This window comes from Aquimarina discodermiae (assembly GCF_040786235.1).
GTDB lineage: Bacteria > Bacteroidota > Bacteroidia > Flavobacteriales > Flavobacteriaceae > Aquimarina.
Genome location: NZ_JBFMKP010000004.1, coordinates 198,272 through 220,172 on the forward strand (window position 1 = coordinate 198,272; position 21,901 = coordinate 220,172).

The following is a 21,901-nucleotide window of genomic DNA, read 5'->3' on the forward strand; positions in this document are numbered from 1 at the left end:
ATTAAATTAATAAATCGTTCTATTATAAATTCTCTTTAATAAAGTTTGTCATTTTTGTATACAAGTGTAATCTCGTATTTCCTCCATAAATACCATGATTTTTATCAGGGTATATTGCCCACTCAAACTGCTTATTAGCTTGTATTAGTGCTTCTACCATTCTCATAGTATGTTGTACATGCACATTGTCATCTCCAGATCCATGTACTAATAAGTACTTTCCTTTTAACAATTCTGGATAGTTAAAAGGTGAGTTATCATCATATCCAGCTGGGTTTTCTTGTGGGGTACGCATATAACGTTCTGTATAAATGGTATCATAGAATCTCCAACTGGTAACAGGAGCTACTGCAATTGCCATCTTGAACACATCATTACCTTTTAGTAAACAATTGGTAGACATGTGGCCCCCATAGCTCCACCCCCAAATACCAATTCTAGTTGCATCTATATAATCCAGTTGCCCTAATTGCTTGGCTGCGGCAATTTGATCTTCTGTTTCTAGTTTTACAAGGTTCTTATAAGTAACTTTTTTGAATTTGGCTCCTTTAAATCCGGTTCCTCGTCCATCAACACATGCAATAATATATCCTTGCTGTGCCAACATCTGATACCAATAATCATTGGCTCTATTCCAGGTATTCTTAACCGATTGTGATCCTGGACCAGAATATTGATACATTAACAATGGATATTTCTTTGTAGCGTCAAAATTTTTGGGCTTAACCATCCACATGTTAAGGTTTTCTCCATTTACCTCGATGGTAGAAAATTCTTTAGCACTCATATCATAAGCACCAAGCTTTTCTAATAACGCCTTATTATTTTTTATCTCTCGAACCAAAGCTCCTGTCTTACCTTTATGTAATGTATACTCATAAGGCGTAGTTGTATTCGAGAAATATGATATATAAAATCCAAAGTCTTTACTAAACTCTGCATCATTTATTCCTTCTTTGGTACTTAATCGTTTTTTATTTTTTCCATCTAAAGAAACAGCATAAATATCTCTATTTATACTTCCGTTCTCGACACTTTGATAAAATACCTTTTTATTCTTTTTATCATACCCATAATAATTTGTTACCTCCCAGTTACCTTTGGTTACCTGTGTAATCAATTCTCCTGTCTCTTTGTAATGGTAGATATGATTGTATCCGTCTTTTTCACTGGTCCAGATAAAACTATTATCCTCTAAAAAAGTAAGGTTATCTGTTATATCGATATAAGCTTCATCTTTTTCATTAAGAACGATTTTTTGGGCTTTCGTCTTGGTGTCTACAAAAATTAAATCCAGATTATTTTGGTGTCTATTAAGTACTTGTACACTCAAAATATCTGGATTAACAGTCCATTTGATTCTAGGGATATAGAAATCTTTATAGTCCCCGAGTTTGACTTTATCTAGTGCCATTGCCGTAATGTCTGCAATATGGAGAGAGACTTTTGCGTTTTTTTCTCCTGCTTTTGGATATTTAAAGACTTGTTGTTTTGGATATAATTTTTTGCCATAAACATCCATAGAAAATTCGGGCACTTCTTTTTCATCAAATTTCAAGAATGCAATTTTATTACTATCAGCACTCCACTCAAAAGCTCTTACAAAAGCAAACTCTTCTTCATACACCCAATCTGTGATCCCATTAATAATACTGTTTTTCTTACCATCTTCTGTGAGCTGAATCTCTTGTTGTGATGTTAAATTGAGTACATAGATATTATTGTCTAGTACATAAGCAATTTTATTACCATCAGGAGAAAGCATCGGAGATTGAATTTTCTTATCACTTATCTTCAAAATTCCTTTAGAAGCTACATCATATAGGTGATAAATTCCGCGAGAAGAATGGCGGTATATTTTTTCTAACTCACTAGATAGTATTATTCTCTTTTCATCATTACTAAATGTATACCCTTGAAAAGATTTCAAATCTCCCAAAGATGAACTTGTAATAAGTGTTCTGGTTTTTTCTCCTGTTTCGTAATTATAAATTTCGATATTGGTAGCTCCAGAAACTTTGTCCTTTTCTAATACAGAATATTCGGTCCCATTATTCATCGCGTGCAAAGATTGCAACCCCTCTGTTTTAAAAGCCCTTCCCCATATATCATTAAGTGTAAAACTCTTATCCTGTGCAAACGCCGCAGATCCAACCAAAAAAATAGCTGTAAAAAAGAATTTAGTAATTTTCATATTTAAATTTTAAAATTGGCAACCCCAAGAATACTAAAAAATCTGCGAAAAATACAACAATTGCTGTTAAATACAATAAAACCGCCAGTACATGTTTATATTTTTTTAACAGATCGTTAAATGATTTTAAATTCTAGTGGGAGCACTAAACATAAAAATCATCTTTTTATAGGGCAAAAAAGAACAGACTCGTATTAATAACAAAACAGAATGGTATCTTTGACCCCATTACAAATACAAAAATCATCATGGCACCTGTAGTTTCTGGGTTTTCTAAACTCTCTAAAGCAGATAAAATAAAATGGTTAGCAGAGCATCATTTTAATAATGATCAAAATGCAGTAGATACCTTAATCACCTATTGGAATTCTGATAATGGGCTTCAACAGCTTCATGATGAGTTTACAGAAAACACCATTTCTAATTACTACCTCCCTTTTTCTATAGCACCTAATTTTCTTATTAACGGAAAACGATATACACTACCAATGACTATAGAAGAAAGTTCTGTAGTTGCTGCCGCAAGTAAAGCTGCTAAGTTTTGGCAAAATAGAGGTGGCTTTAAAGCAAATGTTATATCCACTACAAAAGTTGGACAGGTTCATTTTATGTATAAAGGAGACCAAGAAAAACTACATAGGTTTTTTGCTGTTATTAAACCAAAGTTACTAGCTTCTGTCTCTCATATCACGCAGAATATGGAAAAACGTGGTGGTGGTGTACAAGAAATTGAGCTTAGGGATATGAGTACTAAAATTGATCACTATTATCAATTACATTGTACTTTTGAGACAGTAGATGCTATGGGGGCTAATTTTATCAACTCTTGTCTCGAAGCGTTTGCCAAAAAAATGGTTTCTGAAGCTGCTACTTATAAAGATTTCTCTGATTCTGAAAAGAATATTGAGATTGTCATGAGTATCCTTTCTAATTATGTTCCCGACTGTCTTGTGAATGCTTCTGTATCCTGTCTTATAAAAGAACTACCCAACACAGAACAACTTTCTTCACAGCAGTATGCAGAAAAATTTGTACGAGCGGTTCAAATTGCAAAAATAGAGCCCTATAGAGCTACTACCCATAACAAAGGAATTATGAATGGGATTGACGCCGTAGTACTAGCCACAGGTAATGATTTTAGAGCCATTGAAGCAGGAGTACATGCTTATGCATCCAAAGATGGGCAATATACCAGTCTTACACATGCAGAAATCAAAGATGATACATTTACGTTTTCTATAGAAGTACCTTTGGCACTTGGAACTGTTGGGGGACTAACCAGTTTACACCCCTTGGTTAAATTAGCATTACAGCTACTAGAAAAACCTAACGCAAAAAGGCTAATGGAGATTACTGCTGTAGCTGGGCTTGCACAAAATTTTGCTGCCATCAACTCATTAATTACTACAGGAATACAGCAAGGGCATATGAAAATGCATCTTATGAACATCCTTAATCAGTTTAAAGCTACCGAAGAAGAAAAAAAACAACTTGTAAAATATTTTGAAAATCATACAGTTACTCACAATGAAGTTGTAACGCAAATTGAGAAATTGAGAAATTAATGAACTAAGTCAAAACAAAGTTTTTGATACGCACCAAAAGATTGCTTAGTGAGTTCCTTGTAACACTTAAAACCATATTACAAACACATGAAGATCAAATTCTTTTTAAAACACTTTTTATTACTTACTCTTGGGCTAATTGTTATGAATACAACTTTAAGTTATTTTATTTTTGAAGAAATCAATCTAACTAAAGAGGTTACTGTTTCATTAATTTCTGGAACTTTATTAGCATTAGGCTTTACTTATGCCAATAGTCATCGTTTGAAGTAATACTAATTTGAAAATCAATCTAATAAAACAAACTCTAACTCGTTTTTGATCTATGTCAAAAGCAGGTGAGTTGGTAAATTTCAGATTACACCTAAAACACAATAAATAGTCTAAACACATGAAAAAGTCATTTTACAGTCATGGCAAGCTATTACTCACTGCCGAATATTTGGTACTTGATGGAGTAAGCGCATTGGCTTTACCTACACAAAAAGGACAATGGCTATATATTCATGAAAATGAAAATTCTGACCAAATTAGCTGGAAAAGTCTGGATCACACAAATAATGTTTGGTTTGAAACTACATTCATCTATAAAGACAATACTTTTAAACCATTTTTTGATCAAACAGAAGAAGACAAAGTTACAAGCACTCTCATCGATATTTTAACAGCTGCCAAACAATTAAATCCTAATTTTCTTTCTTCTGAAAAAGGATATATCATCGAAAGTAAATTAGAATTTCATCAAGAATGGGGGTTGGGCTCCTCTTCAACTCTCATCAACAACATTGCACAATGGGCCAAGGTAGATGCTTTCAAACTTCTTGAAACTAGTTTTGGAGGCAGTGGATATGATATTGCTTGCGCGCAAAATGACCAGCCCATTTTATACAAACGCAATAATGGAAAGCCTACTATTACGCCCATTGATTTTAACCCAAACTTTAAAGAAAACCTTTTCTTTATTTATCTAAACCAAAAACAAGATAGCAAAGCATCAATTAAACACTACCAATCACTACCTATCAAGGATTTTGATACAGCAGAAGCCGAAATACAGGAAATCACTTCTAAACTCATAGAATGTAACTCTCTGAAAGAATTTGAGCTATTGATTGATCAGCATGAAAAGGTTATTTCCAAAATCATCAAAACCCCTACAGTAAAAACAAAACTATTCGAAGATTACCCAAGGAGCATCAAAAGTCTAGGAGGTTGGGGAGGCGATTTTGTTTTGGCCACAGGCACCATAACCGACATGGAGTATTTCAAAAATAAAGGATACCTTGTAATTATACCTTATGAAGAGCTTATAATAAGTAGCTGTTTCTCGTAGCAATGGTAGTTTTACTATAGCTAAATCAATCTAGAATGTTATCCCAAACTTGATTTGGAATCTCATTGTTCTAAGCTGTATAACTGTTATCTAAAATCCTGAATCAAGTTCAGCATGAAATAATATAGGTTTGACTATAAAAGTGTATTTTTTCTAATAAATGATTCTCGAGTTATAGAATACAAGGTATCAAACCTCAGATCCCTATAAAAAAAGGATGAGTTCGATTATTTATTTTGAAAGCATTGCTAAGCAGCTTTTCAAAATAGAGCTTTACTAATTAGGCTATCAAGACAGAAATAACATAAACAAACTAATTTTAACAAATAATTTCTAAGATTAGATATTTGGTTCCTCTAGTATAATGAAGTTGGTTTTTTTAGTATAGTTACTACAAAAACCAACTTCATTTTAGTGTAAAATGTGAATTTTTCAGATCAAAATATTGAGTTTATTTACTCGTATTTCCCACATTCTACTTTCATTATCAATCGTTCTGTTTCAGCAGTAGTTCTTTGTACTGATCCTGTTGTTAACTTATTGTATACTCCAATACCCACTCCTATAAGAGCAGGAACACCTAAACCAACTCCAGTGCCAATACCTGCTTTATCTCCAGTGGTTAGGTGTTTGGCAACATCTGCATGGTTTACACTACTGCTTAAAGGCGTAGGTGCAGTCGAGGTTGTACCATCATTTATATCGGATACAGGGATCAACTCCATTGACGATGTGATTGCATATGGATCTACATCACTGGCCTGCAGGCTATAATAAGTTTTGCTAGTACCGCCTTGGATCACAGTAAAACCATATACTTTTACTGGGGTAGCCGCACTGGCTACTCTTAGCTTTCTGGTCAATATCGTTTTACCATTAAAAGTAGAAGCAACCAGTTCACTACTGGTATCTACGGCTAGGTAACCTCCTTTTAGCTTAAACGTATACGAATCCCCATCATTGGGATCTGGAGTAGGCTGGATATCGATCACACTGGCGGTAGCATAACTCGTATTACCACTAGAATCTGTTACCGGAACCTTCGTTACTACCGTCGTAGCACTTCCATCAGAACTGTTTTTTTTTGCTGTACTTATTGCCTTATCTGTTCCTGGTTTGGCAATATGCTTTCCTGTACCTAAACGAAGTGGGGAAACCGCATCCGAGGTAACTAACTCTTCATTTTTATTTCTGGGAACAATCACAACCGTATAATCTTCTACTTCGCCTATATCATAAATACCTGATCCATTTGCTGGAGGTGCATTATCCTTGCGCATCGCAATACGTATCCTAGTTCCTTTATTCACCCTATCGGGAATAGTAAAGTTGATTTTATTAGTGCTAGAAGTAGCAGTACCCACCTGTTCATCAACATCAAAACGCTGGTTATTGTTATAATCTATCCAGGCGCTATAATGCATCGTACCAGCTGTAGTTATTGGCGTAAACGACAACTCTACTGTGGCCCCGGATTGCATTGTAGGGAATTTGTGTTGAATAAGGTTTACGTAACCTCCATTATTTTCTGTGGTAAATGTTTTGGAAACCGGAGTAGTTGTCCCTAGAGCTGTCACTTTTACCAGTAAAGAATTGATATAAGCGTCTAAGCTTGTTTCTCCTCTATTTTCGGGATAATTTTATTAGTATACAAGGCTGCAAAATCATTTGGTTTAAACAATTCTACAGCATTTCGATATCCTAACCCTGGGATTTTTAAAGCACGTACCTTAGCAAGCGAAGTCCCTGTGTTTTTTAATTCTATGGTTACAGGCACATTAAAATCAAATTCATGACTATGTATAGAAATAGTATTTATACCAAGCGAATTCATAATGGTATTTATATCTGATTCTGAAATATCTTTAACAATATTCTGTATAAATGTACCCTCTGATGAAGAGCCGTTCGTATTAGATTCATAAATTACTATCGGACTGGATATCCCATTATTAGGAGATACAGTAATTTTAAGACCTACGTTACCTTCTTTTTTTAAAATACCCCCAATATCCAAAACATCAGCCCCTCTACTATACTGATAAAGTTCAAAAAGATTAAGTTTGATCATCTGTGATGTTTCAAGTACTTGATTAGGTTGAATTGTTAAATCAAATTGTGAGCTTTCGATTTTATGCGTTTTGTCTTCTATACCATATCCGCCAGGTATCTCGCTAACATAAGTCAAATCTGGATCGAGATATTGTTGAATCAAAAGTTCATCAAATATTTCATCATACCATGAATTACTTAATAAACTACAAAAATTATTATTAGGAGTTTCTAAACGCCCATTAGTGTAAACAACTAAAACCTTACCACTATCGTTTCTAAGACCTGTGCCGCTCTCTCCTTTTCTATTAGGATCGTTATTGAATCTATAATCTGTGATTTTTACCATAGGAATTAACCTTCGTATACCAATTGGTTTAAATTTACCATAGACACTACTTGTTACGAAATCTATTTTTTTTAAATCTCCTCGAATATGAGACACTAAGAAGTTCGGCTGATGAGTGTTCCTTATAGACCAACCACTAAAATATACATTTTTAAAAAAAACTGCGTATCTGGAGCTACTTAAATCCATTTCTAACAGAGCTATATCGTACTCATCTAATTTTTTCATCACAGTTGTTCGAAATTTTGCTGCTATTTTAAGATCTTGTCTATGGGAAGGTGTCAAAGCTTCATAATTAAATGAGAAATATCCAGAAAAATCTTCTCCTTCGTTTGCTTCTACACAATGAGCAGCAGTAAGTATATAATATTTCCCATTTTGATTTACAGTATTTAATAAAGTACCTGTACAAGATCTAAAACTACCCTCTTTTTTTCTTTTATAAATCGTAACAGACTTTTTATAATCTTGGGCTATTGTCCCAAATTGAGAGTTAATATTTTGGGTCGTAGCAGGTGAGTTTCCAGATATTAACTCAATCGTTTCTTGAGCCTTCATGCACAGTGAAAGCATCACCATAAAAGACATTAACTTTAAGTTTCTTTTTGAAAAAACAAAAACATCTTCTCGACACATATTTTCAGTAATAATATATTTTTTCACTTTCTATTTTTAATAATTTTAAGAAAATAGTATTTACCATTCTGTTTTACAGTACTCAAGCACTCCTGAACAATAGGTTCTTCTACCTCCTCAGTTATAGTAAAATTCACCTCTTTTTATGTATTTATAAAATGTGTCAGAAGGAGTATTTATATCCAATGCATTTGGATTAGATGTTCCCGGATTTGGAGTAATAAAAGAATTTGTACTATTCTGAGCATAAATGGTAGAATGCATTGAGATTAGTAACACAATAACCCTAATGAAATTATTTAGCCTACACATTTTAAAATTCATAAATTTCCTTTAATTTTTTAAATATTATTTCTCTTTATTTTAAAGTAATAGCAGAGGTATTCATTGTATCTAAGAGCGTACCTCTACTATTACATCAAAAACCTGTAATCAAATCATTACCTGTTTATCAACAATCGCTTTGTTTCACTTTGTTGATTCGATCCCATTACATGTATCTTTACCAGGTACATCCCATTAGCAAGTTGATCTGTTGCAATAGACCAAACTTGTTTACCCGATGTAAACTTTTTGGCTTGGGATTGTACTTCTCTTCCGTCAATACCGAGAATTGTGTATTGCACATTTGTAGCATTAACCAAGGTAAAATCTAAGCTAAAACGATCCCTGGCTGGGTTGGGACTTAATATAAAATCTAAGGTATTCATATCAACTATGGTAGATTTAGCGCTGGCTGACGGAACAATATATCCTGCACGCTGAACTCTGATATTATCCAAGCTAAATTTTCCTTGAAACCTAGTACCATTATCTATAGAAAACCTTACTTTTATACATTGACCTACATATTTTCCTAAGTCAACTTCATTATTATGATACCACTCATCCTCATTAGATAATCTTGTCGCAGCATAATCAAATTTAGTTTTCCAGGTAAGTTCATTGTCATTACTTATAGAAACTTTAAATTCGGCTCCTTTCTGGTTTGAAGATAAATTCTGATATACCGCAAAATCAAACAACAGTTTTAAATCGTCATTAGTAACTTCTATAGGTGGTGAAATCAAGGTCCCAGATGCTGAAGTTGTTTGAGCAAACTTACCATAAAAGCTACTGGAAGTTGTTGTTAAATCTAATAAAGAATTTGATGGCATCACATCCCATTGTCTCGATATCCAACCTTGAAAAGGATTTTCTTGTTGCTGGAAATCTAAATAAAAACGTGCCGCATTAGAACCAACAGAAATTTTATTTGCCCCACCGCATAAAGTTGCGTTTGATAACCTAAAATGGTACTTATCTTCATTCACGTTAGACGCGTTCCCGATATCTAAAACATCACTTGCAGCAGAGACTCCCTGTAAGTATTGTTGACTTTTAGAAATTGAATAATAGTTGCTGCCTGTAGAAATCTTGGTCATTAAAAAATTAGTTTTTCTACTACTCCAGTATATCTCACCTCTACTGTCATCTTGATATAAATAATTATTACTACTCCTATCTTTAATATAATACGAAAGGCATCCTGCATATGAAATAGCTTGTTTCTGTTTACTGCTAGTAGTTTGTAGCGTTTTTAATACTACATCTCCTACTACATTTCTAGCTATACTTTTATCGTTAATCCGGTTTATAATATGATATACAGAATTATCTATAATCTGGGGAACAATATCATTTGTTTTTTGTAAAGACAACGCCAGTCCATCTGAAAAATTAAAACCGATACGATTAGAATTTAAATTATTAGATCTAGACAAAAAGCTGTTTGTCCCCGCGTTTAAAAACTTGTATTGGTTTCCAGATGGTATTACTGTCCAAACCAAAAAATTATTTCCTGGTTCCCAATCATACATCCCGACCTTACCATCTACTATTCCCAAGACTTTTTTATGATCCTTGTGCATTATAGCATAAAAACCATTACTTTGATGTTCTATAAGCCATTTATTTTGAGTAGTTGTAAAACTTAAATCCCGCTCCCCGATAGAAGAAGGATTTGACAATGTAAGATTACGGTTTTCTGTGTTTTTTATGGTATAATATGCCCTAGAAATAACATTATCTGATACAGCATTTATCTTGACTGTACTTCTAGAATAACTATCCCTATCTGCATAATATGCCTTAACATCTATAATCTCTCCTGCTTGAAAAGGTACGTTCTCTATCAATAACTCGGCAAAACTACCATAGTTTATGTCTTTAATCCCTTCATATGTCATAAAATTCAGATCTCTTGTGTTCTTTCTAAATATAGAAATACGTTTATCTTCAATAGTAGGTCTATTATACCTTGTTGATGAACAAATAAGATTATTTTGTGTGATACTGTTATTTACCGTATAGTAGGCTTTTACTTTAGTTGAGGTAGATAGACTACCATAATCAGTAAATTCAACCACTACCCTTTTACCACCATATCCATGCAATTCTATATGTGAAAAATTTCTAAAACAGCCTGACGTTGATGATCTTAGTTCTAATAATAGGTGTGATTTTCCTGGGGATACATCAGTAACATGAGAAGTACCATTTGTAAAATGTGATTTTGATACGGTATGAATAGATGGAAAATTATTCGCCAACACACCTGCTGTTCTACAATCCCCGCTTTCAGTCTTTCCTGAAAAACCAATATCTGTTAACGATGCATCAGAATTTCTTGCTACATAATCAACTACAGGTATTGTAAAAAGATCAAAATCTTTGGTTTCTGGTTTCTGGTTCTTCGAAACAGGATATTTATCACTAAATCCTGGCAGATTGATTTCATCATCGGTACCTTCAAAAATTGCTCTTGAAAAATTAGAATATGGCTCTGTATAATCCCAATTATCCGGGAATACCCTTATTGTTTTTCCTGAATCGTCATCCTGTTTGATAAAATTTTGGGAGCCTCTTATTTTTAAAACAATCGCAAGCTTATCTATATCACTTTTATTACCTCCTAATGGGATATCCAAATTTTTAATCCGCATTGCTATTTGATCACCATGTTCTTCTATACTTAAATTTTGAGGGGGTATGGTAATTTCCCGCATCACAATGGTAAAATATCTGTTTAAACTTGGGTGCCATTCCGTTCTTGTTCTTTGCAACACTATATCTACCTTGCCACTATGCACAACTTGATCTGACCAATTTCCCTGTACCCAACGGATCTGTTCACCAGCGATAGGGTTATCTTGATAATAAGTAGTTCTGGGAAGTTCATGACTCCAGCGATGCGTATAGTTATATGACAATTCATTGCCTCTTTTTGAAAGTGTTATATTTGGAATATCCCTTTGATAATTATAAGGGATCGATGGTCTTCCGGATACAGTAGAAGCACGACTACCTGCAAATGTTGAAAAACTATAACGCATGTGATCATTTAAATCAGTTGCATCAAGTCTTTGATCTATATGTGATCCCCAACCATTCTCTGTTATATATTTTCTCACATCACTACTACCGATATTCTTTTTTAAAAATATTACAGAAGAAAATTTATCAGTCCCTGAATTAAGGTCATGTGCTACAGCATGAAATTCGGGAACCAAGGACATTTTAAAATTCCCCGTTGACAACGTTGTTGCCAAAGCATGGTCTTCTGCCTTAATAGATATCTCTGCTACATTGAAAGCCTCATAAATAATGGTTCCCAGAAGTATCGCTCCTTGTATAACTTCTCCAACTACCGGGATTACATCCAAAGCTGATGTAGCTAATAACTCTGTCCCAAGTTCAGTTCCGATTTCAGTTCCAATTTCTTCCCCTACTTCTTCTCCTACCTCTTCTCCTAATATATCACCTTCTGACATTGACATTTCTCCCGGTCCTTCTTCTAGGTCGGCGCTAAATTCAGCATCTTCGGTTGCTGTTCCTTCTCCTTCGGCCTCTTCCCCTTCTTCACATTCACATTCTTCACAAAACTCCTGTGAGTACACGCTATTTTGTATTCCTACCATAAGAATGACAAATAGCAATACATTGATCATTGTTTTTCTTTTCATAATTTGTATATCTATATATTTAATTTATTTCGATTTTATAATTCTGTATTTTCTAATAATGAAACGCCTTCACCACCGCTCCTGGAATCACAACTTTTTACCATTCTCATCGCTTGACCGGGAACTCGGGATAGCGTACGTCTGAATTTGAAAATAATGCCCACTCCAATACCAATAACGGTAGCAGAACCTACAGCAATGCCAGACTTATCCCCAGTGGTTAAGTGTTTGGCAATATCTGCATGGTTTACACTACTGCTTAAAGGTGTAGGCGTAGTCGGGCTTGTACCGTCACTTATACTAGATACAGGAATCAACTCCATTGGCGATGTGATCGCATATGGGTCTCCATCACTAGCTTGTAGACTATAATAGGTTTTATTACTACCCCCCTGAGTAAGGTTAAATCCATATACCTTTACCGGGGTAGCGGTATTTACTACTTTTAGCTTTCTGGTCAATATCGTTTTGCCATTAAAAGTAGAAGAAGTTAGCTCACTACTGGTATCTACGGCCAGATACCCTTCTTTTACCTTAAATGTATACAAATCCCCATCATTAGGATCAGCCGTAGGCTGGATATCAATCACACTGGCAGTAGCATAACTTGTATTACCACTAGAATCTGTTACCGGAACCTCTGTTACTACTAGAACTTTACTCCCATCTGCCCTTCTTTTTGTTCCTGTACTTAATGCCTTATCTGTTTTTGGTTTGGCAATATGATCTCCTGTGCCAATACGAAGTGGAGAAATAGCACCAGAGACAAGCAACTCTCTATTTTTGTTTCTGGGAACAATAACAACCGTATAATCTTCTACTTCTCCGATATCAAAAATTCCTGAGCCGTTTGCTGGCGGAGCACTACCTCTGCGCATCGCAATACGTATTCTAGTTCCTTTATTAGGTTCATTAGGAATCACAAAACTATCGCTTACTGCTAAGACTGAACCATTGTTATTCGCAAGTAAGGGAGGGCTCTCTAAGTTAGTAATTACGTTTTCTCCCTGATCATCAAATGTTTTATCATTATTATAATCAATCCAAACATTATAAAAGACTCTATCTGTAGTTCTAGGAAATTGTAATTCTACGGTAGATCCCGCTTTAAATGTTGGGAATTCATGTTGAATAAGGTTTACATAGCCTCCATTATTACCAGTGGTATATGTTTTTATAGTAGAAAGACCCGTATCTGGATCAGTAACACTCACCGTAAAGGAATTTAAATAAGTAATACTACTTGCCAAAGCTCTACAATCCTCATAATTAGCATTTTTACCAGTATATATGTTGACAAATTGTGTAGGAGTAAAAAATTCTACACTATTACGAAAACCTAATCCAGGGATTTTTATAGCACGAATTTTTGCAGGTGAATTACCCGTATTTTTAAGTTCTATTGTTACGGGGATATTGACACTTCGACTTGCTGATAATTGATTCCTTGATAAATTCAAAGATGCTACTATTTGATCTAACTCATTAGAATCCAAATTTTTAATCAAATCCTCCTTAAAATGACCTCTAGATAGAGTATTAGTATTGGCTCTTGATTTATATAGTACTATGGTTTCATTATTTAGCTGTGTAGTAATTTTAAGTTCTACTTCGCCATTTTTTAGATACACTCCACCTATAGCTTCTCTAAAACTTTCGGTATCTTTTTGTATTTCACTAAGCGTATATAAGTTTAGGTTTGCTTCTTGCGATAATACCCCAACTGCGCCCATAGCTAAAGTTAAATCAAAATTGCTATCATCTATTAGAAAAGGTTGATTAACATTATTGCCTATATCCATACCATAACCGCCAGGAACACTACTCACATAGGTGTAATTTGGATCAAGAAAGGTTTGCAATTTGGGTAATGAAGGGTCATAACCAACCCCATACCAACCGTCTATAAGAGGAGAACATACCGTAACATCTAATACTCCGTCATCCTTAGAGGAACTAATTCTCGATGCTATAGAAGTAACTCTATTATTTAGATCACGTACTCCTGATCCACTTGCTCCTGATTCTGCATTTACCGGATTAAGAAAATATGAAGTAAAAAGAGGTTTTTTATATGTAGGCGTAGTAGAGTAAAGATCTGGTGCATATGCTTCATAAGAATGATCAAAACCTTTTCTACGTGAACGATATACTTTCTTTAAATCAGCCTTAGGATGTCCTGTTATTTTTATAATAGGTGATACATCATTCAATGACCAACCAGTAAAATATAAATTAGATAGTTCTTTTTGTTCTAGAACATCTTCTTCATTTATTTCGATAAGCATTAAATCAGCATAATTTTGATGATACTTTGCTCTTACTATTCCATTTACATAAACCACTCCTAAATTCATACTTGAAGTTCTGGAAGTAGCATTAAAGGACTCATAATTTATCGAAACTTCTGCAAGATAATCATCTCCTATGGATACTTCTTCTGACGCGCAATGTGAAGCTGTAATGAGATAGTACTTACCATTTTGGTTTACTGTATTTAATAGTTGAGCCGAGCAACTATTAGTTGGACTATTTATAACTTCAGATAAAACAATAAAAGTTCCCCGTTTAACATCTTGATCAGAGGTACCTAAAGGAGCATTTACGTTGATGGTTGATCTATTAGAAACGTCTATTCTTTGCCCTTTTGCAGTAAAATGAGCAGTAATTATAAATATTGATAAAAAAAATATTCGGGAATTATTTATAACAAACATTATTATATTATTTATATAGTTAATCTAAATTTTTTACATCTTGCTATCAAGAAATCAATACTCCAAATCTCTTATTAAAAGAGCTTCATATAGTCCCTCTTTGACTAACATAAAAACGTATTTGAAGCTACCCTACCCTAGTACTTATTTTTTCAAATTGTAGGAACGGTTCACTTCACTGTATAAAGTGTTCATTTAGCTGTATAAACTGCCTTGTAACAGGTTAAAATCATTTGGTAAATTAAACTCACCAGCACCTTCTTGAAGATCGGCAGAATACTCTGCGTCTTCTGTACCACCTTCTGTTTCTTCCTCACACTCACATTCTTCACAAAACTCCTGTGAGTACATGCTATTTTGTATTCCTACCATAAGAATGACAAATAGCCATAAATTGATCATTGTTTTTCTTTTCATAATTTGTACATCTTTATATTTAATTTATGTTGATTTTATAATTCTGTATTTTCTAATAATGAAACGCCTTCACCACCGCTCTTGGAATCACAACTTTTTACCATTCTCATCGCTTGACCGGGAACTCGGGATAGCGTACGTCTGAATTTGAAAATAATGCCCACTCCAATACCAATAACGGTAGCAGAACCTATAGCAATGCCAGATTTATCCCCAGTGGTTAGGTGTTTGGCAACATCTGCATGGTTCACACTACTGCTTAAAGGTGTAGGTGCAGTCGGGCTTGTACCGTCACTTATACTAGATACAGGAATCAACTCCATTGGCGATGTGATCGCATATGGATCTCCATCACTAGCTTGTAGACTGTAATAGGTTTTATTACTACCTCCCTGAGTAAGGTTAAATCCATATACCTTTACCGGGGTAGCGGTGTTTACTACTTTTAGCTTTCTGATCAATATGGTTTTGCCATTAAAAGTAGAAGAAGTTAGCTTGCTACTGGTATCTACTGCCAGATAACCTTCTTTTACCTTAAATGTATACAAATCCCCATCATTGGGATCTGAAGTAGGCTGGATATCGATCACACTGGCGGTAGCATAACTCGTATTACCACTAGAATCTGTTACCGGAACCTGCGTTACTACTGTTGTAGTGCCACCGTTGGAGTTAGTTTTTCTTCCGGTACTTAATGCCTTATCCCCTTCTGGTTTGGCAATATAGTTTCCTGTACCTATAGAAAGCTGTGAAACCGAAGAGGCCAACACTTCACTATTTCTATTACTAGGAACAATCTTTACTGTATAATCTTCTACTTCGCCTATATCATACGACCTTGATCCATTTGCTGGTGGAGCACTATTTTTACGCATAGCAATACGTATTCTAGTTCCTTTATTTGGTTTATCAGGAACGGTAAAGGTTATTGTATTGGTGCTAGAAGTAGCAGTACCCACTTGTTCATTTACATCAAAACGCTGATTACTGTTATAATCTATCCAGGCACTATAATGCATGGTACCGCCAGTAGTTCTAGGCGTAAAGGATAATTCTACTGTAGACCCAGGTTTCATAGTAGGAAATTTGTGTTGAATTAGGTTGACATAGCCCCCATTATTATTTGTTGTATATTCTCTATTTCGTTGTAAACCAGTATCAGGGTCAGTCACTTTTACAGTAAGTGAATTTATATATGCCTCAGTACTACTTCTTGCCCTATACTCTGGATAGTTTTTATTCGTGTACAAAGCTTTAAAAGCATCTGGAGTAAAAAGCTCAACAGCATTACGATACCCCAAACCAGGGATTCTTATTGCACGTGCAACACAAAGCTCAGAACCTGTATTTATGATTTCAATTTTTACAGGAAGGTTATATCTCATTTTTTTAGATGATAAATAATATTTATCCCTAAGAGAGGTGATATCTGCTGTAGTAACCTGTAACTCTTCAAATTTAATATTAGCATTGGCCAAACTACCATCAGATTTGGTACTATATATAACCCATGGGTCGTTGGGGTTGTTATTTCTGTAATACGTGATCTTTAGTTCTGCATTACCTCGTATTCGGTAAATCCCTCCTCTATATTTTATATCAGAGTTCCTTAAATAACTATCTAATTCGAAAAAATTAAGTTTGACCATATTAGAAACATCGCCATCCATACCTATATCTGGGGTGCTTAATGTGGCTGACGAACTAATAGATACATTAAAACGATTACTATCTATTTTATGTCTTTGATCATTTAAACCATATCCCCCAGGGATATTACTAACATATGTAATATCAGGGTCTAAATACTCTTGAAAAGATATTCTGCCAGGGTTCTTATACCATTTGTTAACTAAAAAATTAAACTTAGCACTTTCATTGCCAGGAAAACTATTATCTTTAAAACTATATGCCCCAAACACTTGTTTATCTGTATTAAACCCAGCACAACCACTAGATCCTTGTTGTAATTCTGAGGTACGTATATATATACCATCAACTGGCACATTTATAAAGTAAGAATCGTTAGCAAAGTCATCGGATACATCACTTACATCTTCAGCGTATAATTTATCCACAAAACTTGATGAATGATTAGCAGTAATCTTTTTGATATCGCTTTTAGGATGACTTATCGCATTACTAAACATAGAACTTTTATCTAAAGACCATCCTGCATAATATGTATTAAGAGATCTTAAGTCATTTAATAGTTCCCCTGTAGCTTCAGTAATCTCAAAAAGCACATGATCTGAAGCTCCTTTTACAGCCCTCAATATAGCTTTAACTCCTATGATATGATTAGTTGGTGAACTAACCATTCTCTGAGCTGGATCCATTGCCTCATAATTAAATGAAATATATAGATTTTGCTCTTGCCCTATTATATAAGATGATTTGTTAATACAATGAGCCGCAGTTAGTATGTACCATTTTCCATTTTGATTTACCGTATTCAATAAACTTCCCGTACAGACACCTTTTCCTCCATCAGGTTCTATTAGGATTATTTCACAAACTGATTGTTTAAGATCTTGGCAATTCGTTCCTGCCGGATCATTAATATTTATCTGCGTTGGAGAAGATCTCCCAGATTGCATTGGTAAAAATGGTGCTTCACTGTTTTGAGCTTGGGACAAATTAGTACCCAAAAGCGCAATGATTGCAAGCGATAATACGTTCTTTAATAACATTGGAAAATTCTTTCTTTTATTCATTTTTTATTTTTAATGATTTTAAGTTGATAAATTGTTTTGCAAAATGACGCTTTTAATAGCTTAAAACCCTACACGTTTTTAACCCTATTGTATGAACGGTATCTTATATTGTATAAATGGTATGTTTTGATGTATGAAATACGCTTGTAAGGTTTTGGATTTTTCTGCTTTTAATCCTGATTTTGCATTCAATACTTTTGGTTGATCACAAGATTCAACAATAGCATCAAAAAGCTGTATCATCTTATTACTCTTCTTATCACCGTCCCTTTCTTCTTCACATTCACATTTTTCACAAAACTCCTGTGAGTACACGCTATTTTGTATTCCTACCATAAGAATGACAAATAGCAATACATTGATCATTGTTTTTCTTTTCATAATGAACTGGTTTAAACTTTTTTGATTCATGCGAAAAATGATGATTTTTTGGTCAATTGAACTATTTTTTGCACTTCATAGCAGCGCTACGAAGTAAGAAAAAGATGAAAATTGGGTAAAAAAGGGCATTTTTATAGCGAATTGAAAAAAGTTTAAACCAGTTCAATTTGTATATCTATATTTCGATTTTATAATTCTGTATTTTCTAATAATGAAACGCCTTCACCACCGCTCTTGGAATCACAACTTTTTACCATTCTCATCGCTTGACCGGGAACTCGGGATAGCGTACGTCTGAATTTGAAAATAATGCCCACTCCAATACCAATAACGGTAGCAGAACCTATAGCAATGCCAGATTTATCCCCAGTGGTTAGGTGTTTGGCAACATCTGCATGGTTCACACTACTGCTTAAAGGTGTAGGTGCAGTCGGGCTTGTACCGTCACTTATACTAGATACAGGAATCAACTCCATTGGCGATGTGATCGCATATGGATCTCCATCACTAGCTTGTAGACTGTAATAGGTTTTATTACTACCACCCTGAGTAAGGTTAAATCCATATACCTTTACCGGGGTAGCGGTGTTTACTACTTTTAGCTTTCTGATCAATATGGTTTTGCCATTAAAAGTAGAAGAAGTTAGCTTGCTACTGGTATCTACTGCCAGATAACCTTCTTTTACCTTAAATGTATACAAATCCCCATCATTGGGATCTGAAGTAGGCTGGATATCGATCACACTGGCGGTAGCATAACTCGTATTACCACTAGAATCTGTTACCGGAACCTGCGTTACTACTGTTGTAGTGCCACCGTTGGAGTTAGTTTTTCTTCCGGTACTTAATGCCTTATCCCCTTCTGGTTTGGCAATATAGTTTCCTGTACCTATAGAAAGCTGTGAAACCGAAGAGGCCAACACTTCACTATTTCTATTACTAGGAACAATCTTTACTGTATAATCTTCTACTTCGCCTATATCATACGACCTTGATCCATTTGCTGGTGGAGCACTATTTTTACGCATAGCAATACGTATTCTAGTTCCTTTATTTGGTTTATCAGGAACGGTAAAGGTTATTGTATTGGTGCTAGAAGTAGCAGTACCCACTTGTTCATTTACATCAAAACGCTGATTACTGTTATAATCTATCCAGGCACTATAATGCATGGTACCGCCAGTAGTTCTAGGCGTAAAGGATAATTCTACAGAAGCCCCAGACTTCATAATTGGAAAAGTGTGCTGAATAAGATCGACATAACCACCATTATTTTCTGTGGTATAAGTTTTAGACACAGCAGTACCACTTTCGGGATCGGTTACTTTGACTTTTAAAGCATGTAGATACGTATTTGTACTATTAGAAGCTCTGTTTTTTGGATAATTTTTATTAGTATACAAGGCTGCAAAATCATTTGGTTTAAACAACTCTACAGTGTTTCTATATCCTAACCCTGGAATTTTTAATGCCCTAACTTTAGCCGGTGTCGAACCCAAATTAACTAATTCGATTGTCACAGGAAGATTATGTTCATATTTTTTATTTTGTAAATCAGCTGAATTTAATCCCAAACCCCTTAGGACTGTATTTATATTACTGTTGCTAGGTGATGTTATAATAGTCTCTTCAAAATCATTAGATTTGATTCCGCTACCATCTGCTTTTGATTCATAGAGTGTTATGGTATTATTTCTGAAAACAGTTGAAACTTTAAGTTTTACATTCCCATTTTTTAGGAAAATACCTCCTTGTCCTAGTTTATTTGCTTTTTTTGCCAAAACATCCAAATCATAAAGCCTGATAAGCTCTGTAGTTTGCATACTACTCGAACCCGGAATTTGCAGATCGAAATGGTTTGGATTAATCAAATGATCACCACCATAAAGCCCCCTTCCTCCTGGTATTTTACTTGCATAAGTATAGATTGGATCAACAAAATCCCTAATCATTGATTGAGTTCCATTATTGGTATTATACCATGAATTTTTTAATAGTGAGGCGACTACTAAACGACTGGAACTATTTCTGTCTAAAGGCCGAGAAAAAATACCTATCAAACTTGCATCATCATCCAAAACACCAGCACCACTGCTACCTTCATGCAATTGTTCAGAGCGAAAAACTACTCCATCATATAAAGTATTCAAACCACCACCAGGAGGATTAAATTCTAAAAATCGTATATCTAAAGTATTATCAGGAATGATTGCATTTTTTTTATAATCGCTTGAAGGGTGAGACATTATAGTTAAACCAGTATTGCTATCCCCTGCTCTAAGCGACCATCCGGCAAAATAAAGATTGTTAATTAGCAAACTTGAGCTTAACTGATCTATTTCGAACAAAACCGTATCTGCTTTCTGATCAATTGCTACAACAGTCAGGTTCGTTCTAAAAACCCTTCGGTCATCTGGAAAATCACTCCTTCTTGAAGAATATTTTCTTAAAGAAGGGGTAGTTATTTCATAAATATTTGACAACGTACAGCCATATTTTTTTCCTATATAATGAGCATTATTAAATTGATTTGTATCTACAATTGTATGAGCGGCACTAACTATATATAATTTACCATTTTGATTTACCGTATTAATAAGCGTACCCGAAGCCCCTCCTATAAAACCTGATACGCGATCAAATAGATTTAAGAAAAAAGCTCCTTTTTTATTGGTTTGCATAGTAACACCTGCTGAAGAATTTATATTGATCGTAGTACGGGCAGATTCACCTTCAGTACCTTCCCATATTTCTTCTGTTTGAGCCATGACTTCTATAGTTGAAAAAACTAAAACTAAGAACCCAAAAAGCAAATTTGTTTTATTCATTTTCTAAAGTTTTAAGATTATTGTTATTATGTTATTTATATAGCTGGTTTAAATTTTTTAATACATCTTGCTATCAAGAAATTCATATTCCAAAGCGTTTATCAAAAAGGCTTTATATGGTACCTATTTGACTAACATAAAAACGTGTTTGAAGCTACTCTACCCTAGTGCTTATTCTTTCAAATTGTAGGAACGGTTCACTTCACTGTATAAAGTGTTTGTTTAGTTGTATAAGCTACTTTTATAATAATTAAAGAGGGGGAGAGATAGTGCGGATAAAATGACAACAAAGATGTAGTTTTGGAATACTAATACCAGATAAACCATAAAACACCACTAATCTGTTTGTTCATTTTCTTTCTTACTTCATTGGAAAAAGCTTACGTAGCTATACTTCGGCAGAGCTTAGCACAGATATTATACAAGAATTTTACAGCTTTATAAGAAAAGAAAGTCATTACATATCTTATGTTGCATTTTATGATTTTTTTGTACCAAAAAAATCACTCATAGAATAACTAGGCTAAGTTCTAAAATAAATATGTGTTATCTTTGGACTATTAAATTTCAGCTATGATCCCAGAAAATTTTAAAGATTATTTTGTGAATTGCGGTCACACAGAGCAGCAATCGATTATTTCATCACTATTGTCTATGTCTACTACAACATGTAATTTGATAGACAATAGCCAACAAAATGCTGTGAGT

At 34.4% G+C, this 21,901-nt stretch carries 13 protein-coding genes; 3 read left to right on the forward strand and 10 right to left on the reverse strand.

Annotation, left to right across the window (positions count from 1 at the left end; translation table 11 throughout):
* Positions 1-22: 22 nt before the first annotated feature.
* Entirely contained in the window at positions 23-2,194 is a 2,172-nt protein-coding gene (locus ABW636_RS03920) for a S9 family peptidase (RefSeq protein ID WP_367588644.1), read from the reverse strand.
* Positions 2,195-2,442: 248 nt separating this feature from the next.
* Between ABW636_RS03920 and ABW636_RS03925 the strand changes: the two genes are divergently transcribed.
* The 3 genes from ABW636_RS03925 (at position 2,443) to ABW636_RS03935 (ending at position 5,092) form a co-directional block, all read left to right on the forward strand.
* Positions 2,443-3,759, forward strand: coding sequence for a hydroxymethylglutaryl-CoA reductase, degradative (locus ABW636_RS03925; protein WP_367588645.1), 1,317 nt, complete (start codon positions 2,443-2,445; stop codon positions 3,757-3,759).
* 87 nt (positions 3,760-3,846) lie between these two features.
* Positions 3,847-4,032 carry a hypothetical protein gene (locus ABW636_RS03930; RefSeq protein WP_367588646.1) on the forward strand — a complete coding sequence of 62 codons (186 nt, stop codon included), beginning with the start codon at positions 3,847-3,849 and terminating at the stop codon, positions 4,030-4,032.
* Positions 4,033-4,150: 118 nt separating this feature from the next.
* A complete protein-coding gene (locus ABW636_RS03935; RefSeq protein WP_367588647.1) occupies positions 4,151-5,092 on the forward strand; it encodes a GYDIA family GHMP kinase in 942 nt (313 codons plus the stop codon).
* A gap of 455 nt (positions 5,093-5,547) precedes the next feature.
* On the opposite strand, the gene ABW636_RS03940 is transcribed toward ABW636_RS03935, so the two are convergent.
* The 9 genes from ABW636_RS03940 to ABW636_RS03980 form a co-directional block, all read right to left on the reverse strand.
* A complete protein-coding gene (locus tag ABW636_RS03940; RefSeq protein WP_367588648.1) occupies positions 5,548-6,669 on the reverse strand; it encodes a GEVED domain-containing protein in 1,122 nt (373 codons plus the stop codon).
* A gap of 29 nt (positions 6,670-6,698) precedes the next feature.
* Positions 6,699-8,156, reverse strand: coding sequence for a S1 family serine peptidase (locus ABW636_RS03945; RefSeq protein WP_367588649.1), 1,458 nt, complete (start codon positions 8,154-8,156; stop codon positions 6,699-6,701).
* 90 nt (positions 8,157-8,246) lie between these two features.
* Positions 8,247-8,393 carry a hypothetical protein gene (locus ABW636_RS03950; protein ID WP_367588650.1) on the reverse strand — a complete coding sequence of 49 codons (147 nt, stop codon included), beginning with the start codon at positions 8,391-8,393 and terminating at the stop codon, positions 8,247-8,249.
* A gap of 176 nt (positions 8,394-8,569) precedes the next feature.
* Positions 8,570-12,133 carry a T9SS type A sorting domain-containing protein gene (locus ABW636_RS03955; protein ID WP_367588651.1) on the reverse strand — a complete coding sequence of 1,188 codons (3,564 nt, stop codon included), beginning with the start codon at positions 12,131-12,133 and terminating at the stop codon, positions 8,570-8,572.
* Between the two features lie 35 nt (positions 12,134-12,168).
* A complete protein-coding gene (locus ABW636_RS03960; RefSeq protein WP_367588652.1) occupies positions 12,169-14,850 on the reverse strand; it encodes a GEVED domain-containing protein in 2,682 nt (893 codons plus the stop codon).
* 195 nt (positions 14,851-15,045) lie between these two features.
* Positions 15,046-15,252 (reverse strand): hypothetical protein, encoded by a 207-nt coding sequence (locus ABW636_RS03965; RefSeq protein WP_367588653.1) that lies wholly within the window; start codon positions 15,250-15,252, stop codon positions 15,046-15,048.
* 50 nt (positions 15,253-15,302) lie between these two features.
* Positions 15,303-17,984: a GEVED domain-containing protein gene (locus tag ABW636_RS03970; RefSeq protein WP_367588654.1), complete on the reverse strand. Its 2,682-nt coding sequence runs from the start codon at positions 17,982-17,984 to the stop codon at positions 15,303-15,305.
* An 84-nt stretch (positions 17,985-18,068) separates the two neighbouring features.
* Positions 18,069-18,365 (reverse strand): hypothetical protein, encoded by a 297-nt coding sequence (locus ABW636_RS03975; protein ID WP_367588655.1) that lies wholly within the window; start codon positions 18,363-18,365, stop codon positions 18,069-18,071.
* A 188-nt stretch (positions 18,366-18,553) separates the two neighbouring features.
* Positions 18,554-21,193, reverse strand: a complete 2,640-nt coding sequence (locus ABW636_RS03980; protein ID WP_367588656.1) for a GEVED domain-containing protein — start codon at positions 21,191-21,193, stop codon at positions 18,554-18,556.
* Positions 21,194-21,901 lie beyond the last annotated feature (708 nt).

Bases quoted from the DNA above. Each gene is read 5' to 3' on its own strand.
- ABW636_RS03920 (WP_367588644.1), bottom strand. From the start codon at position 2,194: ATGAAAATTACTAAATTCTTTTTTACAGCTATTTTTTTGGTTGGATCT.
- ABW636_RS03925 (WP_367588645.1), top strand. From the start codon at position 2,443: ATGGCACCTGTAGTTTCTGGGTTTTCTAAACTCTCTAAAGCAGATAAA.
- ABW636_RS03930 (WP_367588646.1), top strand. From the start codon at position 3,847: ATGAAGATCAAATTCTTTTTAAAACACTTTTTATTACTTACTCTTGGG.
- ABW636_RS03935 (WP_367588647.1), top strand. From the start codon at position 4,151: ATGAAAAAGTCATTTTACAGTCATGGCAAGCTATTACTCACTGCCGAA.
- ABW636_RS03950 (WP_367588650.1), bottom strand. From the start codon at position 8,393: ATGCATTCTACCATTTATGCTCAGAATAGTACAAATTCTTTTATTACT.
- ABW636_RS03955 (WP_367588651.1), bottom strand. From the start codon at position 12,133: ATGAAAAGAAAAACAATGATCAATGTATTGCTATTTGTCATTCTTATG.
- ABW636_RS03960 (WP_367588652.1), bottom strand. From the start codon at position 14,850: ATGTTTGTTATAAATAATTCCCGAATATTTTTTTTATCAATATTTATA.
- ABW636_RS03965 (WP_367588653.1), bottom strand. From the start codon at position 15,252: ATGATCAATTTATGGCTATTTGTCATTCTTATGGTAGGAATACAAAAT.
- ABW636_RS03970 (WP_367588654.1), bottom strand. From the start codon at position 17,984: ATGAATAAAAGAAAGAATTTTCCAATGTTATTAAAGAACGTATTATCG.
- ABW636_RS03975 (WP_367588655.1), bottom strand. From the start codon at position 18,365: ATGAAAAGAAAAACAATGATCAATGTATTGCTATTTGTCATTCTTATG.
- ABW636_RS03980 (WP_367588656.1), bottom strand. From the start codon at position 21,193: ATGAATAAAACAAATTTGCTTTTTGGGTTCTTAGTTTTAGTTTTTTCA.